This is a genomic window from Mucilaginibacter phenanthrenivorans, assembly GCF_024721155.1.
In the GTDB taxonomy this organism is placed as follows: domain Bacteria; phylum Bacteroidota; class Bacteroidia; order Sphingobacteriales; family Sphingobacteriaceae; genus Mucilaginibacter; species Mucilaginibacter phenanthrenivorans.
Genome location: NZ_JAHVAP010000007.1, coordinates 23,928 through 40,601, shown reverse-complemented (window position 1 = coordinate 40,601; position 16,674 = coordinate 23,928). Strand labels below are relative to the sequence as shown.

Here is a 16,674-nt window from a genome sequence, read left to right as displayed (position 1 = left end):
TCTATACCAGCGTCATTGCGAGGAACGAAGCAACCTCTACACAGGACAATCAGGAACCTAAATGCTTTAAGTGACCTTACAGCCGCTTGATTAGTTAACATTTGGCTTTTTACTCCAGTGCATGGATGGCGTAGAAATTGCTTCGAAGCAATGACGATATTTATGTTGTTTGTCAACAATTTACTTTACCACCGGCAAAATTATCTTCGATTGGTTTTGATAGATATTGATAGTCTCCTTTAAAAAGTCTTCGTCCTTTGCATGGTAAATATCGATGAACTGCTGCGGGTTGCGGTCAACTAATGGAAACCAGCTGCTTTGAACCTGTACCATTATTTTGTGGCCCTTTTTAAATGTATGGGCAACATCTGGCAAGGTATATTTAACCTGGGTTGGTTTATTAGGCACAAAAGCTTCGGGTGCTGAATAGCTATTGCGATACCTGCCGCGCATGATTTCGGCGCGTACCAGCATCTGGTAGCCTCCCATCGGCACTTTGCTGGTGGCATCGGTTTCGGCATAGATATCTACATCGTTATAACCTGCGCCGTCCGGAAATACGTCTATCAGCTTAACCACAAAATCTGCATCGGTATTTGAGATCGCTACCAGCAGATCGGCCACCACAGGACCTGCCAGGGTTACATCCTTATCAAGTGCCGGTGTTTGGTACACCAGCACGTCCGGGCGACGGGAAGCAAAGCGCTGATCGTCTGTCATGTAGTTACGAGTGCGGTTAAAGTGTACGTCGTCGGTATAAGGCACCGGTTTCGACGGGTCACTTACATAAGTATCAAATGCGGGTGCAAAGGTGTTTACGGCATCAAATGACAGTTTGCCTTTTTGCTGAAGATACAGATCCGTCGGCGTAACATCTGCTGGTGGCCATTGCTTCATGCGGTGCCAGGTATTCTCGCCGGTATAAAACACGGTGGCCTTGCTGATACTGTCGACAGAGCCTACACCGCGCAGATAATAGTCAAAAAACGGGATCTCGATATTATCAGCGTAATACTTGCTGGTGTTACTCCCCCATTGCACGTTGCCAAGGTGAGTACCATCATTATTGCGCCATTGTTCGTGGTACCATGGACCCATTACCAGGCGATTATTGGTCTCAGGGCTTTGCTTGTCGATGGCTTTGTACGTGTTCCATGCGCCAAAGCAATCCTCCGCATCAAAAATACCGCCTACCACCAGCATGGCAGGCTTAACATTTTTTATGCCGACACGTGCGTTACGCGCCATCCACCAATCATCGCGATTGGGATGGTTCATCATCTGGTTCCAGAACACGAGGCTATCGCCCGCTAATTTGGTTAGGTTAGACACCGCGCCAACATTCAGATAAAAAGAGTAGCTGTCATGATCAGGGTAGTCAAAACCTTTGGCTGGGATTGTTGTAGGTTTTGGATGCGGGGCACCAAAAGCAAAGCCCGCATAAAATGCAAAGGCATCCATCTGGAAAAATGCCCCGTTGTGATGAAAATCATCACCTACAAACCAATCGGTAACAGGCGCCTCCGGGCTTACCGCCTTTAAAGCCGGGTGACCGCTTAATGATGCCATGGTTGAGTAAAAGCCAGGATATGAAATACCGAATACACCCACCTTGCCATTGTTGTTATCCAGGTTCTTCACCATCCAGTCGATGGTGTCATAAGTATCACTTGCTTCGTCGATATCTTTATTTGTTTTTTTATTGAAGTTGAATGGTCGTACATCAGCATAAACGCCTTCGCTCATCCACCTGCCCCTAACATCGGCTATTACCATGATGTAGCCCTTTTTACAGTATTGAATTAGGTGATTTACCCAAAACGCACGGTATTGATCCTTGCCATAAGGCGCGCATGAATAAGGCGTACGTTCCATCAGGATCGGATGCTTTTCTGAATTGTCCTTTGGCAGGTAAGCCGAGATAAATAGTTTGACACCATCACGCATCGGAATGGTTACCTCTTTTTTAGTGTAATTATTCACAAACCAAACCGAATCTGCATTTTGAGCAGATGCGATGAAAGGGAAAAGAAAAGTTAGCAGGAAGTATAATTTTTTCATTGCGATAAGTTACAACAAACTTATGAATTTTAAAAACTTCTTATAGCCGGTTAGTTACTGCTTTTCACAGGAAAAAAGAAATTCACATTGACTGCACCAAATATATTTTTTATCTTTAATTCAACAATCCTAATCCTTGACCGAATGAACAAAACCTGCCTTACCAAATCATTAAAGTACTTGTTGGCCACATTTATAAGCACCGCTTTAACTGGCAATTGTTTTGGGCAACTCGTGTTAAATCAGCCTAACACTTCAGGGAATTATACAGCCCCTCAAAGCATCCGTTTAGATCCGGGCTTTTCAGTCACAGCAGGACAGTCCTTTTCTGCAAAAATAACACCCGGCTGCATTCCATTGGCAACAGCTTTAAGCAGCAACCAAAACTATATAGTTACCTATACGCCGAAAATAGCCGGATTGACTAACCCTGCCGACCCCAACAATACAACCTGCCAGGTTATGGCCACTGTGCAATATTATGACGGATTAGGAAGGCCTATACAAAATATAAAGGTAAAAGGCAGCCCAACTTTCCGGGATCTTGTTTTACCAACTGCTTATGATCCATTCGGAAGGGAGACGATAAAATATAATCCGTATACCGTTTTGCCGACTGCTCCGAGCGACGGAAGTTTTAAGGGTAACGCAATAACAGATCAATCTTCCTTTTATGCTAACCCTGCAAATGTTGGCACGTGGAATGCCCCTGGCGTTGTACAAACGCCCTTTCCTTTTGCTGAAACGGGATTTGAGCCTTCCCCTTTAAACAGGATAGTAGAACAGGGCGCTATGGGCGATAACTGGCAATTAACAGGTAAACCCGGTGCAATATCTCCCGGCCATACGAATAAGTTAGATTATGTAACTAATGATGCCGCCTCCCTTACCAGCGGAAGCAGCCGGTGGGCAAAGCTATATTCTGTTGCGCTTGACGCAAACGGAAAACCAACTTTAGTGGATGGCGGAAGCTATGATGTTAATCAGTTATATGTAACCGTTTCAAAGGACGAGAATTGGAAAAGCACGGACGGGAAAGCGGGTACCACGGAAGAATATAAAGACAAGGAAGGCCGTACCATATTAAAACGTGTTTTTAACACCGGGGGACAAATAATGTCAACATATTACGTTTTTGACGACCTTGGTAATACATCGTTTGTGCTGCCACCCAATGCCAGTCCTGACAATGGCGGAATAACACAGGCTAAATTAAACAGTTTATGTTATCAATACCGTTTTGATGCGCGAAATAGGGTTATTGAGAAAAATCTGCCGGGCAAAGGTGTTGAGTATTTGGTATACAACGCACTGGATTTGGTGGTGGCAACACAGGACTCGACAGAACGATTTAATAACACATGGGCTTTTACAAAGTATGATGCATTATCCCGCCCTGTTATTACCGGGATCTGGAATAATGGCGGTACTGCCATAACCCGGATCAGCCTGCAAAACCAGGTAAACAACCAAACTACACAATGGGAAAAGAGAGATAATAGCGATGCTGTACACAAATATTACACAGCTAACTCTTTCCCCACAAGTAACACAATAACTTATCTGACTGTAGATTATTACGATGATTATAATGTACCCAGCTTGCCGGCAACTTACAACAAGCAAGCCAGTTACAGCACCATGACCCGCGGACTGTTGACGGCAAGCCTGACCAATGTGCTTGGCACAGCAGATATGCTATGGACAGCTCAATATTATGATGACCTTGGCAGGGTAACCAAAACTATTGAACAGCATTATTTAGGTGGATCTTTGGCCACAGCCAACTATGATGAAACCGGTACGTCTTACGACTTTACTAACAATGTCATTGCTACCCACAGAAACCATAACACAGCAACCAACCCGGTTTTAACAATTTCAGATAGCCTCGTTTACGATCATGTGAACAGAAAAACAGAGGCTTGGAACCAGGTAAACAGTAACCCCAGGATTCTGATGGCTAAAAACGATTACAATGAAATAGGCCAATTAAGAACAAAACATTTAAATGGTATCAATGGCAACAGCAGCTTTTTACAGGATATAGCTTATACATATAACGAGCGGGGATGGATGACAAAAGACAGTTCACGCTTGTTTGTATTGCAGCTAAAATACAATGATGGTACTACACCACAGTTTAACGGCAATATAGCTAACCAGTATTGGGGAACAGGTAGTAATCTTACCAAAAATTACACTTACAGCTATGATAAATTAAACCGGATTCTTAGCGGCGTATCAAGCGAAGGTTTTACTGAACAAGCCATAACTTACGACCTATCCGGGAACATACAGGGAATGACCCGTTTAGATCCAAGAGTACCAGCTACCTACACCATTGGATATGCCTATAATGGCAATCAGCTCACAACTGTAAGCGGGCTTGCCGCTACAGGTAATTATCTGTATGACGGGAACGGCAATGCCAGCTTTGATGCCCTAAACAATGTGAAAATTTCTTATAATGTGCTTAACCTGCCTCAAAACATTACCGGCAGCAAAACAATAACCTACACTTATGACGCAGCAGGGAACAAGCTGAGAAGGGTAAGCAGCAATGCTGCTGTGGGTACGGATGACTATATAAAAGGCATTCAATACCACAACAACGCTGTTAATTTTATCCTTACCAGCGAAGGAAAAGCGGTAAGAAACCCCGCTACCGGCGCTTACAGCTATGAATACACACTTGACGACCAATTAGGAAACAGCCGAGTTTATTTTGACGACAGCACGAATGTTGCCCGTGTTATACAAAAAGACGATTATTATCCATTTGGCCTTAATTATAACCGGTATACATTTGGTGTGGCTAATACTTATCTTTACAATAAGAAAGAATTGCAACAGGAGTTGACGCAATACGATTATGGCGCGAGATTTTATGATCCCGTTTTAGGACGTTTCACGTCAATTGACCCCCTTGCAGAGCATTTTCCTTGGATGACGAGCTACCAGTATGGTTCTAACAATCCTACATCAAAAAGAGACTTAGATGGTCTTGAGGGAGTATTCTTTTTTGAAGAGACAGGAGTCACCTTTGAGCCAGTAGCTGAAAGTATTGCTAAAGCTGGCGGAGAAGTTGCAAAAAGAGGAGTAGAAGATACACCAGCGCCAAAAGAAGATCATCATGTAGTTCCAAAGGCTTCTAAAGCAAATGATTTTGTAAAAGACGCAAGGGATGGTGGTTTTAAGTTTGAAGGAGAGGAAAATAAAATAAAGCTTGATAAATATAGTAAAGCTTCAGGAGAAGGCGAGCATGGCAATCACCCTGAGTATAACAAAGAGATGGATAAAAAGATCGATGCGCTTAAGGAAAATAATCCAGATGCTTCACCAAGCGAAAAAGCTAATCTATTAAGAAATTTAGTTAAAGACGTTAAGGATGTAATTAATAATAACAGAGGAGTAAAGACTAATGATCTCTTCAAACCAAAAGCAGCGGCTCAAGATGCGGTAAAAAATGTAGTTCCTGTTGTTGTACCCCCGCAACCACCTAAAAAAGGCAGTAACGAAATTGGTTGGATATAGGATGTTAAAAGATTATTCGATCTGTCATTTGTACGTGACAACCATTTATTTTATTTTCCATCAATGCATTTTTTAATGCTTCACTAATATAGTAATTGCCATCAAACAAACTTATCTTAAAAAAATCCAATTGCATATCGAAAAACTCCTGCTTAAAACAAATCCTTTTCGCCCAAATGGTAATATTTATTCCGGGGTTGTCCTGTTGTACCTGTTGTCTTTTTTTAAAATAATCGTCCAGGGAATTAATGGCAATATTACCATCATCTAAACGATAATGTTTGTAAATAAAGAAAGAGGATTGGGGATAATCAATATATTCGGTAAAGTCAGGAATAAAATGAGCCCAGAAATAATTATCCAATACTTTCTTCTTGTAAATTACTTTAGCCGAATAAAATCGGTTGGTCATCAAATGATGATTTTCCAATATAGATTTTAGTTTTTGACTAACAAAAAGTCCTGAGCCGCTTGTAATTGCGTTACTAATCAAATCTGTTGGCTTTGCATGGCCATGCAAGATAAAGCTATCCAAATCAGGCACCCTATCTGGGAAACCATTAATTGACTTTTTGAGATAAGAGTAAATGGAATCGGGCTTATTATCATCATAACCGGGCTTTAGCTTTTGGATTTGAGGATAAACCGGGCCAGTTTCCGGAGTGTCGCAAGCGGGTTCCAGTATATAATAAGACATTATCTAAAAGTTTAATATTTAATCGTATAGATCTTTCTTGTTTTAATTCTTCAACTTAGAAAGATCTATTTTCTATTTTCATCGAACTAAACACGTATTGCTAATAAGGCCGGAACATTTTCCAAATTGACTAGGAAACCAAAGTTAATAAAAAATCATTTCCAAATACTATCCTAATATCGCAAGAAAGTACAACTATTCCTGATACATTGAAAATCAACATTTGAAACTAAAAATGTAAAACGGCAATCATTAATTGAACAACTAAGAACTCAAGAAAAAATATCGAACGATAATGGGTTTAAACCTAAGCTGGATATTAATGAATCTGCAAAACTATCTAAGCCTTTAAAAAATTCCTCATTTGATATACAAACTTATAAGTCATCCACTGTGACATTAAAAGCTGATGCTGTAAAAGTAGCACCCACAAATATAAAACCACCAGATCCGCCTCCTTTACCACCGGGTTGGTTATAATTAATAGATTTGTTAATATAAAATGATGTCTTTACATGGAAAGTGATCTTGAAATAATAATAAGGGTACTAAAAATGCAAGCCGAAGCATTTTTATTGGGCGCAAAAGAATTTTATCCCTTTGGCACCTATATTAATAAAACGGGAGAGATTGTGCCTGTCGGTGCATATTTGGGGAGTGACTATTCACCCTCATTACCGCTAATTGATTTACTTGAAAAAGATTTTAAACAGGGCATAGAAAATAATGAATATAAAATTGCTGCTATAGCCGTTGATGGTTCTGTAACGGAAAAAGGCATTGTATACGATATTATGGAAATACGCTTTTTTGAAACGGATAAAGATATTTATAAAAAGTATTATAAATATAAAATAAACCCGCACTCTGTTGATTTTTTAGAAAGTTGAACTTTACAGTGCGGGTTGCGCTATTTACACTAAAACAGAACGGTAGTTATAATAGCTTTTTATTTCAAAACAGGTAAAATCAGCTTCGACTGATCATGGTAAATATTAATAGTCTCTTTTACAAAATCCGAATCCTTAGCCTGGTAAATATCCACAAATTGCTGCGGGTTGCGGTCGGTTAACGGGAACCAGCTGCTTTGTACCTGTACCATAATACGGTGCCCTTTCTTAAAGGTATGCGCAACATCAGGCATGGTAAATTTTACCGGTGTAGGTTTATTGGGAACAAAAGCCTCAGGCTTTGAAAAACTGTTGCGATACCTGCCGCGCATCACTTCTGCGCGTACCAGCATCTGGTAACCGCCCATCAGGTATTTGGTAACCGGGTTTCTCGGCGCGTTGTCCGGCAAAACATCAATCAGCTTAACCACAAAATCAGCGTCGGTTTTTGAAATGCTTACCATTAGGTCGGCTATCATAGGGCCGCCCAGGGTGAGGTTATCTGTCAGCGTATCTGTTTCAAAAGTTAACACATCCGTACGGCGGGAAGCAAAGCGCTGGTCGTCGGTCATGTATTCTCTTGTGCGATCAAAGTGGATCCGCTCAGCATATGGAACCGGCTTTGCCGGATCACTTACATAGGTATCAAAACCTGGTTTGCCGGATTTGGTAAAAGACAGCTTTCCATTGTCTTCAAGGTAAATAGGCGTCTGCACGATATCTGTCGACGGCCATTCCTTAAATTTCCGCCATTTGTTCTCACCCGAAAAAAAGATGGTAGCCTTGCTGATGCTATCAAGTGAGCCTTTGCCTTTCAGGTAATAATTAAACCATGGCACTTCTATATTATTCTGGTACCATTCGGAGGTATTATTATAGAACATAACGTTACCCAAATGGGTGCCATCCTTACTGGCCCATTGCCCATGATACCATGGGCCCATTACCAGCTTGCTGGTGGTTGCCGGGCTTTGTTTAATCAACGCATCGTACGTGTGCCACGCGCCGTAACCATCCTCTGCATCAAACAATCCGCCTACCACCAGCATGGCGGGCTTTACATTTTTAATGCCCGAGCGTGTATCACGCGCCTTCCACCAATCATCAAGATTGGGGTGCTTCATCATATTATCCCAAAACTCAAGCGAATCGCCGGTTATTTTGGTAAAGTTGGGTAGTGCACCCATTTTCAGATACCAGGAATAATTGTCGCCGCCTGAAATATTAAATGTTTTCGCGGGCAGCATTGATGGTTTCGGGTGTGGCTGACTAAAGCCATAGCCTACGTGAAAATCAAAGGCATCCATCAAAAACAACACGCCGTTATGGTGGTCGTCATCGCCAAAAAAACGGTCGGTTACCGGTGCCTGCGGACTAACAGCCTTTAGAGCCGGGTGCCCGCTTAGCGCTGCCTCGGTTGCGAAAAAGCCAGGGAACGAAATACCAACTGCCCCAACATTGCCATTGTTATTTTCCACATTTTTTACCAGCCAGTCGATGGTATCATAGGTATCGCTGGCTTCATCAATGTCCTTGTCTGTTTTTTTATTGGGATTGAAGGGCCTAACTACTTCAAATTTGCCTTCGCTCATCCACCGGCCACGAATATCCTGAGTTACCAAAACATAGCCTTCGCGGCAATATTTCATCATATAGCTGTACCAATACTGGCGGTATTTTACGCCATAAGGCGAACAGGAATATGGCGTGCGGGTAATCAGGATTGGGTGTTTTTCCGACTGATCTTTAGGCTGATAAATAGAAGTAAAAAGTTTTATACCATCCCTCATCGGGACAGTGACTTCCTTTTTAACATAATTATTTACAAACCAAACGGAATCGGCATTTTGGGCAAAAGAAATAAACGGCAAAAAGAGAAATAAAAGAATGTATAATTTCTTCATAATAATGAATTAAGCGGTCAGCAAGTAAATATGCTGATTTTTAAGGAAGAAAGGAAGATGATGTGCGAATTTTTGATGTGCGAAGTGCGGATGCACCTTTTGCCGCAAATAAGTTCACGAGATCGTCATTGCGAGGAACGAAGCAAACTCTGAACTGTGCAAATCAGGGAACAATAATATTGTGACAACCTAACAGCGGCTGTAAAATCCATTTAACATTAAGGTCCGTTGATCATCCTGCGTAGAGGTTGCTTCGTTCCTCGCAATGACGATTTGATAAGTTATTTATTACCAGGTTACCTACTTATTCAATTCCCGCAACTTTTCCCTGATGTAGATTCCTGCCGGGGTTAGCTGTTCCTCTGTCCAGTTGCCGGTTTCCGGTGCGCCGGGGAGCAAAAGGGCTGTGGTTTCCTGTTTATCAGTAATGTTCCAGTTCGTCCAGCTCAAGTGATTGGCTTCCATCCATTCCATCCATGTTTTTACCTGGTCGCGATTGAATTTACCGTTACCGTTTGACTCACCTACGCCCCACTCTGTTATCATTAGTGCGAGGCCCTTTTTGATAGCAAGATCACCTTTAGCACGCAGCTTTTCCTGATGACTTGGGTCGGATGCGTAAAAATGAAAGGAATAGGCAATGTTCTTAAACCCGGTAATGGAGTTTGTCGCCGCAAGATCCACGTCCTGATCCCAATGAGGGCTTCCTACTACAATTAAATTATCCGGATCATATTTCCTGATCTCCCTGATTACCTGAACCGCGTAATTTTTAACGGTGTCCCAACTGATAGCTTCAGGTTCGTTCCAGATCTCATAGATCACATTCGGAACGCCTTTATACTTTTGCGCCATCTCCGCAAAAAAGTCCTTTGATTGCGCAAGGTGCTGATTGCTGTGGTGATCATGCCAGTCAATCAAAACGTAAATACCATCCTTAATTGCCTGGTCAACCACATTTACAATTAGTTGCTTTTGCAGCGCAGGCTCCTGCAAATACCCATGATCAGGCTGCACACCCATGGATGCCCTGACGAGTGACACTTTAAAATCGCTGGTAAGCCAGTCGACCACCACCGGATTATAATATTTGCGCCCCTGCCATAAGCTCCATGAAAAGCTGATGCCGCGCAGTTGCGGCGCAACATCGTTTTTGTTTACAATTTTATCGCCTTCAACCCTTAAAGCGCCATTAATGGCTACCGGTGTTTGTGCGAAAAGTGATGTGGTAAAAAGAATAAATAGAAAGATCCCTGCCGCCTGTTTCATCAGATTTTATAATTGAAAACAATGTAACAGAATTTATTTACAGGAAGATGAAGATGCAAAAAATGAATTATAAAAAGGGAAAAAGTGATCAGATCACCCGTAGAGACGTAATATTTTGCGTCTTTATTTAAAGATCTCCAGATAACGACTGACCGAGCGCGTAAACATCTCCCTGGCGCCATTCTCAATGTTTTGCCATTCAAAGGCGCCATACATTGCATCAAACTTCAAAGGGCTAACCCTGTCACTGATCTGCAAAATAGCCTTTTGCGGAAGCGGAATAGCATTAGGGTAACTGTACATCATGCTGATAAATTTACGATCGACGGCAACGTAAAGACTATCGCCCACAAACAGGCTGCCATTTATACCGATACCAGGCACATGCAAAACAGTGCTTCCCGGGAAATGCCCGGCTGTATGAATTATTTCCATACCATCCCATAACACCTTTTTTTGTCCCTGCCAAAGCTCAATTTTCGGGCTTTCGTCCATTATCCATTGCTTATCACCTTCGTGCAAATAAATTGGGCAATCAAAAATGTCGGCCCATACAGCCATCAAGCTGTAATAATGCGGATGCGATATGGCGATACCTTTCAGTCCGCCTAATGATTTGATAAAAGCGACCGTGGGCTCATCGATAAACGGAATGCAATCCCAAAGCAGGTTACCTCCCGGTGTGCATATTAAATGTGCCTTTTGCCCAATGGCAAACGGGGGCGTTATCCGCAGATCATAAAGATTGGACAACAAATGGTTAAACCTGATGCTCCTGCCGGTTTTAACCTCATCATAACTTATCCATTTCTGACCTGTTGGAAGCACGTACTGGCGGTCATCTGCACAAATTGTACATATTTCAGGAACATTGCCGGCATATCTTGTACCACAGGTTTGGCAGATATTTCTGTCCTGGTTATTTGCAATAATGGTCATACGCAGCTTTTGCAATTTTTGCGATCACCGCATCGCGGGTGGCTTCATCATCGGTTGAGTTACATACAAAAATGGAAATAGCAAGGTGCTTGCCGTTTGGCAGGGTAATTATTCCCACATCATTTGTCGCCGGCGATAAACCACTGTCATTTGTTGGAGATGTTCCAGTTTTGTGAGCAACCACAGTACCTGCCGGTAACAAACCTTTTATGCGGTGAGGGCCGGTGCTTGTTTCGCTAAGGATTTTATATAAAAAATCAGTATTCGGTTTTGAAAGGATTTCGCCCTTATAAAATTTATCCAATAAAATGGTTGCTTCCTTCGGCTTGCACCAGTTGGTGTATTGCAGTTCCCATGACGATGCCATGTCCGCCTCGGATGCTCTAACGGCAATCCCCCTTATTCCAATGTGCAACATATAATCCTGTACTGTCTTGGGGCCGTCAATCACCTTTAATAAAATATCGCAGGCATCGTTATCACTTAAGGATACCATATAGCTCAAAAGATCGGCGATGGATACGTCAACATTGCCATCAGGGTATTTATCACGCAGCGGACTGTAAGTTTTTGGCAGGTCCTTTTTTTTGATGTGGATCTTTTTATCCAGTGTAAGCTTACCCGAATCAACCCAATGCAAAACGGTAAGCGCTATCGGGAATTTCATTACGCTGTGCATTACCAGTCGTGCATCGCCGCTGACTGATAAAGTATCACGGCTTTCCAAACCTAAAATGGATACGCCTACAATACCTTTTGACGATTTTGCAATAGTGGTTATCTGTTCACGAAGCGCAGTTTGCGCTTTAACAAAAAATGGGGGCAAAAGTATCAGCATTAAGCCTGCTGAAAGGAGAAATTTTTTCATAGTTGGAGATTAGAACTAAGAGTCAAGAGCCAGGAAAGATAAAATCGCTGAATCTGATCGTCAAAAATAAAATTAAAAAAACAATCTAAATCAGAACTTATCCTGATCGTCATTTTTTCTTGATTCTTGACTCTTGCATCTTGACTCTAACATTAACGCATTTATTTTACATGAATTTTAATCCAGTCGGAAATTATCTTCATAGCTGCGGGCGACATGGTTTCTTCGATCTTTTCATACTCTGATAAATCGCCGGTTTGTGCAGTTTGCATCAGGTGGTTAAGGCCGGGCATCGCTTTTATCTCGACATCCTTATTTCCATTTTTTGTGAGGATCTCCCTTATTAAACTTAAATTACTTGCTGCATCCACCTGGGTATCCTTTTCGCCATTGATTGCCAGTACCGGGCATTTTACCTTGCCGAGGTCCTTTTCAGGATCATAGGCAATAAAAAAACGCATCCACGGGATGTTATACAAACTGTTGTACTGTTTATAAACGTCCTTTATGTCAACATTTTTAGCGTTCAGCGCCACTAATGTTTTATCGGTTTGCCCTTTCTTCCAGTTCTCAAATAAGGGCGTAATCTGCTTATCCAAACTATCCACGTTGGGCAATGTCGCAAAAAGTTTAAGGATCCCCAGGTGAAGCTGCTTAAATGCGTTGATCGACGTAGTATCGACCCCGACTCCCTTCAAAGCGTAGATATTTTGTTCGGTATTGATCGCCGCGCCGCCAACCCCGGGCCCTCCCCACATTACTATAAAACTAACATCCTTGCGACGGGCTGCTACCATAGGCGCGATGATCCCGCCTTCGCTGTGTCCTATTAAGCCGAGGTGCTTTTTATCAACATCCTCCCTTGTCTCCAAATAATTTAAACTGGTTTCCACATCGTACGAAAAGTCGACGCTCGTTACATTTTTGCCGGCGCTGCCAATAGTGCTTTTGCCTGCTCCCCGGTCATCAACCCTTAACACGGCTATGCCATTTTTGGTAAGGTAATCAGCCAGTACCCAATATAATTTATGCCCGAATAAAGTTCCGTCCCTATCTTGTGTACCACTTCCGGTAATTATAATTAGGGCAGGGTATTTTCCTTTTCCGTTCGGCCGGGTAAAGGTTGCGCCATAATGCAGGCTTTTATCGGCATTGTCATATTCCACCTCTTCGGTAAAATAGTTAAAAGGAGGCTTGGGTGTTTGCGGCCTGCGCATCAGTTGCAGGCTAAGCGGCAGGTTCGATCCTCCCTGTTTGAAAGTCCCGGTGATCCCACCTTTTCCATCCCACAAACCCTTGTAAAGAATTCCGGCCTGCGCAACCTCTATAGAAAGACTGTCCTTTACAATAGTGGTTTTACTGCATTTTATCCCAAACGCCTTTTGATCAGGGCTATCGAAGGTAGCACTGTAGCTGCCGTCTGCTGCTTTATCCACATTAAAAATCACCTGGAGATTGGTGCTTGCAAGGGTTAACGAGCCAAGGTAGCTACCGCTCACGTCCTGTGCGTGTAGTTGTTTTATGCCGATTAGCATTAATACACAAATGATTAATTTTTTCATAAATTTTGATCTGGCTGGTGTTTTTTGAAATAGATATAGGAGTAGATAACTGGTATAAATACGATAATCCCAACGCCGCACATAAATGCAACGGTCGCTGCCTCAGGCGGCAATACTAGCGTGAGTACGGTAAGGATAATCCCTCCGACAAACCATAATTTTCCTGCTAATCGATGAGTTACACGCCAAGTGTCTTCGCTCTCCAGGGTCCACGGTGTACGGATACCGGCAAAATAGTTGGGTTTGATGCTGTGCATAATGTTGCCCATAAAGGCAAACAACAAGCCGGTTAGGGGTAATATCAGTTTATCTATCTTAATCCCCTTATGAGCGGTGGAAAATATAATTGCAATGACCAGGGCCGATATAAAAAACACTATCCCCAAGGCCAGTTTTTGAAAAGTACCCTCCCCGGACTTTACTTGCTTTTTAGGATCGATGCCCGGCAAAAACCGAAGCAGCAGGTAAACAAATAGCTGCGTGCCCAGCATGATGGCCACAAGGGTTATCAGTTCACTTTTATTGCCGTAGCGATTTACCTTGCCATCCATACCATAGTGCATGGGCACGGTTTCCGGCAGCGACGCGTACACAAAAAACAGGTAAATAACCGGGATTAGCCATATCAGCAGGGCGGCCAAGTCGATATATGTAAACTTTTTCATTGTGATTATATTTCTATTTTTTAGGTGATTGCAAACTGATGATCCATTTGAGCATCTCGTCCATAACGGTGGTGTTTAAGGAGTAATAGATAAACTGCCCCTCCTTAACCGATACTACCAGGCCCGCCTGTCGCAGCAGGTCGAGGTGATGCGAGATGCTTGGCTTTGAAATGTTAAACTGATCAGCTATTTCGCCCGCTGTAAGGTCCTTGTCCTTTAGCAGTTCCAGGATCTCCCTCCTTGTGGAATCATTAAGAGCTTTGAATAGCGCGTTCAATTTGTATTTATATATTTAGACAAATGTCTAAATACTTTTTGAGATTTCAAAGGGGAATATATCGTGCGTAGAGAAGACTCACCCGACATTGCTTCGCTCGTTGACATCTCTTCCGCAAGCGGTAAAGAGGTGGAGGAAAATTTTCTTATTTTCTTTCCCCTCTTTGCGCAGCAGAGAGGGTGGTCCAGCATAGCGTCGACCGGGTGAGTCCGCTCTGCGCCATGGATTCACACTATTATCTTTCCAAACCTTTTCCCGCTTACCCAAATGATTTTTCTGTTACCATCCACATAATTCCCTAAAATTTCGTTACTTGTAGCTGCTAATCAACCCACCATCATGCAACGAAGAAACTTCCTCAAAACCGGCTCGCTTGCCGGACTTACTTTAACCACCCTTGCTGCAACATCCTGCAATTTAGTTTCGTCCGACAAAGACAAAAGCACTGCTGATGGACAGAAGAAAGATGACTTCGCCTTAAATGAAGTAACTATCGATATGCTTCAGCAAAAGATGAAAAGCAAGGAATATACTTCGCGCTCCATCACCGAAATGTATTTGAAGCGGGTTGATGAGATTGACAAGAACGGGCCAAAGCTTAACGCCGTTATCGAACTCAACAAGGATGCACTCAACATGGCCGATGCAATGGATAAGGAACGCGCCGCCGGGAAAGTACGCGGGCCTTTGCATGGCATCCCGGTATTAATTAAGGACAACATAAATTCCGGCGACAATATGCACACCACCGCCGGTGCCCTCGCCATAGCTGATAACTTTGCCAAGCAGGATGCATTTATTGTGCACAAGCTCAGGCAGGCCGGCGCAGTGCTGCTGGGGAAGACCAATTTAAGCGAGTGGGCCAACTTCCGCAGTACACATTCAACCAGCGGATGGAGCAGTCGCGGCGGGCAAACAAAATGCCCTTATATTTTGGATCGTAACCCCAGTGGATCAAGCGCTGGCTCAGGTTCGGCCGCTTCGGCTAATTTGTGTGCCATTGCGATAGGCACCGAAACTGATGGCTCTATTGTGTCCCCATCATCGGTAAACGGCCTGGTTGGCATCAAGCCCACGGTTGGGCTTTGGAGCCGCTTTGGCATCATCCCGATCTCGAAAACTCAGGATACCGCCGGGCCAATGGCGCGCACTGTAAGGGACGCCGCTATTTTATTGGGAGCCCTAGCAGGCGAAGACCCACAGGATGTATACACCTTAACCAGCAAAGGCAAAATTGAGGCAGACTATACCAAATTTTTAGATGCGGATGGCTTGAGAGGCAAGCGCATCGGCATTGAAAAGGATGGCATGAAGGTTAGTCCCGCTATGGATCTTATATTCCAGCAGGCTGTTGATCTGCTAAAGGCCAAGGGCGCAACCATTGTTGAGGTTGAACTTTACAAACAAATAAAGGAAGCCGGCAAAAATGGATTGACCGTACTGCTTTACGAATTTAAGGACGGATTGAACAAATACTTAAGCGACGCCAACTCAAAGGTAAAATCACTGGCGGATGTTATCGCATTTAACAAAAAGAACGAAGCCAAGGCCATGCCTTTTTTTAAACAGGAAATCCTGGAGCTTGCTGACAAAAAAGGTGGCCTTGATGAAAAGGAATACCTGGATGCCGTGCAAAAAACAACAAGCATCACCCGAACTGCCATCGACATCATTTTAAAGGAAAATAAATTGGATGCTATTGCAGCACCCACCAATGGCTTTGCTGTTTGCATCGACCTGTTGAATGGTGACTATGACAATGGCTTTTCGTTTTCAGGCCCGGCTGCTATGGCGGGGTATCCGCACATTACAGTGCCAATGGGCTATGCGCACGGATTGCCTGTCGGGCTTTCATTTATCAGCACTGCTTACAGGGAGGCTGATATTATTAAGCTAGGCTACGCATATGAACAGGCATCTAAAAAAAGGGTAGCACCACAGTTTAAGGATGTTGTAGGATAGTTGATTGAGTTAGGTATTAATTATTTTATTAAATATCAATTTA

Annotated in this window: 12 protein-coding genes; 3 read left to right on the top strand and 9 right to left on the bottom strand. The window is 43.0% G+C overall.

Going from position 1 to position 16,674, the window contains the following annotated elements; translation table 11 throughout:
- Positions 1 to 180: 180 nt before the first annotated feature.
- Positions 181 to 2,061: a CocE/NonD family hydrolase gene (locus tag KXD93_RS17730; RefSeq protein ID WP_258138657.1), complete on the bottom strand. Its 1,881-nt coding sequence runs from the start codon at positions 2,059 to 2,061 to the stop codon at positions 181 to 183.
- Between the two features lie 144 nt (positions 2,062 to 2,205).
- Here KXD93_RS17730 and KXD93_RS17725 point away from each other — a divergent pair, with 144 nt between their 5' ends.
- A complete protein-coding gene (locus KXD93_RS17725) occupies positions 2,206 to 5,598 on the top strand; it encodes a DUF6443 domain-containing protein (protein ID WP_258138656.1) in 3,393 nt (1,130 codons plus the stop codon).
- Between the two features lie 4 nt (positions 5,599 to 5,602).
- Here the strand turns inward: KXD93_RS17725 and KXD93_RS17720 are convergent, their stop codons facing one another.
- A complete protein-coding gene (locus KXD93_RS17720; RefSeq protein WP_258138655.1) occupies positions 5,603 to 6,295 on the bottom strand; it encodes an imm11 family protein in 693 nt (230 codons plus the stop codon).
- Between the two features lie 515 nt (positions 6,296 to 6,810).
- On the opposite strand from KXD93_RS17720, the gene KXD93_RS17715 reads away from it, so the two are divergent.
- Complete coding sequence (locus KXD93_RS17715) at positions 6,811 to 7,185, top strand: hypothetical protein (RefSeq protein ID WP_258138654.1); 375 nt, start codon at positions 6,811 to 6,813, stop codon at positions 7,183 to 7,185.
- Positions 7,186 to 7,244: 59 nt separating this feature from the next.
- On the opposite strand, the gene KXD93_RS17710 is transcribed toward KXD93_RS17715, so the two are convergent.
- The 7 genes from KXD93_RS17710 to KXD93_RS17680 all read right to left on the bottom strand — a co-directional run bounded on the left by KXD93_RS17710 (position 7,245) and on the right by KXD93_RS17680 (position 14,669).
- The gene (locus tag KXD93_RS17710) at positions 7,245 to 9,089 is read right to left on the bottom strand and encodes a CocE/NonD family hydrolase (RefSeq protein WP_258138653.1); all 1,845 of its coding nucleotides are present in this window, start codon (positions 9,087 to 9,089) and stop codon (positions 7,245 to 7,247) included.
- 300 nt (positions 9,090 to 9,389) lie between these two features.
- On the bottom strand, positions 9,390 to 10,358 hold the full coding sequence (locus KXD93_RS17705; RefSeq protein ID WP_258138652.1) for a glycoside hydrolase family 5 protein: 969 nt from the start codon (positions 10,356 to 10,358) through the stop codon (positions 9,390 to 9,392).
- 123 nt (positions 10,359 to 10,481) lie between these two features.
- Positions 10,482 to 11,297 (bottom strand): MBL fold metallo-hydrolase, encoded by an 816-nt coding sequence (locus KXD93_RS17700; protein WP_258138651.1) that lies wholly within the window; start codon positions 11,295 to 11,297, stop codon positions 10,482 to 10,484.
- Positions 11,278 to 12,165, bottom strand: coding sequence for a class A beta-lactamase, subclass A2 (gene bla, locus KXD93_RS17695; RefSeq protein WP_258138650.1), 888 nt, complete (start codon positions 12,163 to 12,165; stop codon positions 11,278 to 11,280). The genes KXD93_RS17700 and bla overlap by 20 nt, the downstream gene beginning before the upstream one ends.
- A gap of 161 nt (positions 12,166 to 12,326) precedes the next feature.
- Positions 12,327 to 13,727 (bottom strand): alpha/beta hydrolase family protein, encoded by a 1,401-nt coding sequence (locus tag KXD93_RS17690; RefSeq protein ID WP_258138649.1) that lies wholly within the window; start codon positions 13,725 to 13,727, stop codon positions 12,327 to 12,329.
- Positions 13,724 to 14,392, bottom strand: a complete 669-nt coding sequence (locus tag KXD93_RS17685; RefSeq protein WP_258138648.1) for an SdpI family protein — start codon at positions 14,390 to 14,392, stop codon at positions 13,724 to 13,726. The genes KXD93_RS17690 and KXD93_RS17685 overlap by 4 nt, the downstream gene beginning before the upstream one ends.
- 13 nt (positions 14,393 to 14,405) lie before the next feature.
- Positions 14,406 to 14,669 carry an autorepressor SdpR family transcription factor gene (locus tag KXD93_RS17680; RefSeq protein ID WP_258138647.1) on the bottom strand — a complete coding sequence of 88 codons (264 nt, stop codon included), beginning with the start codon at positions 14,667 to 14,669 and terminating at the stop codon, positions 14,406 to 14,408.
- Positions 14,670 to 15,008: 339 nt separating this feature from the next.
- Here KXD93_RS17680 and KXD93_RS17675 point away from each other — a divergent pair, with 339 nt between their 5' ends.
- Positions 15,009 to 16,631: an amidase gene (locus tag KXD93_RS17675; protein ID WP_258138646.1), complete on the top strand. Its 1,623-nt coding sequence runs from the start codon at positions 15,009 to 15,011 to the stop codon at positions 16,629 to 16,631.
- The last annotated feature ends 43 nt before the right edge of the window (positions 16,632 to 16,674 follow it).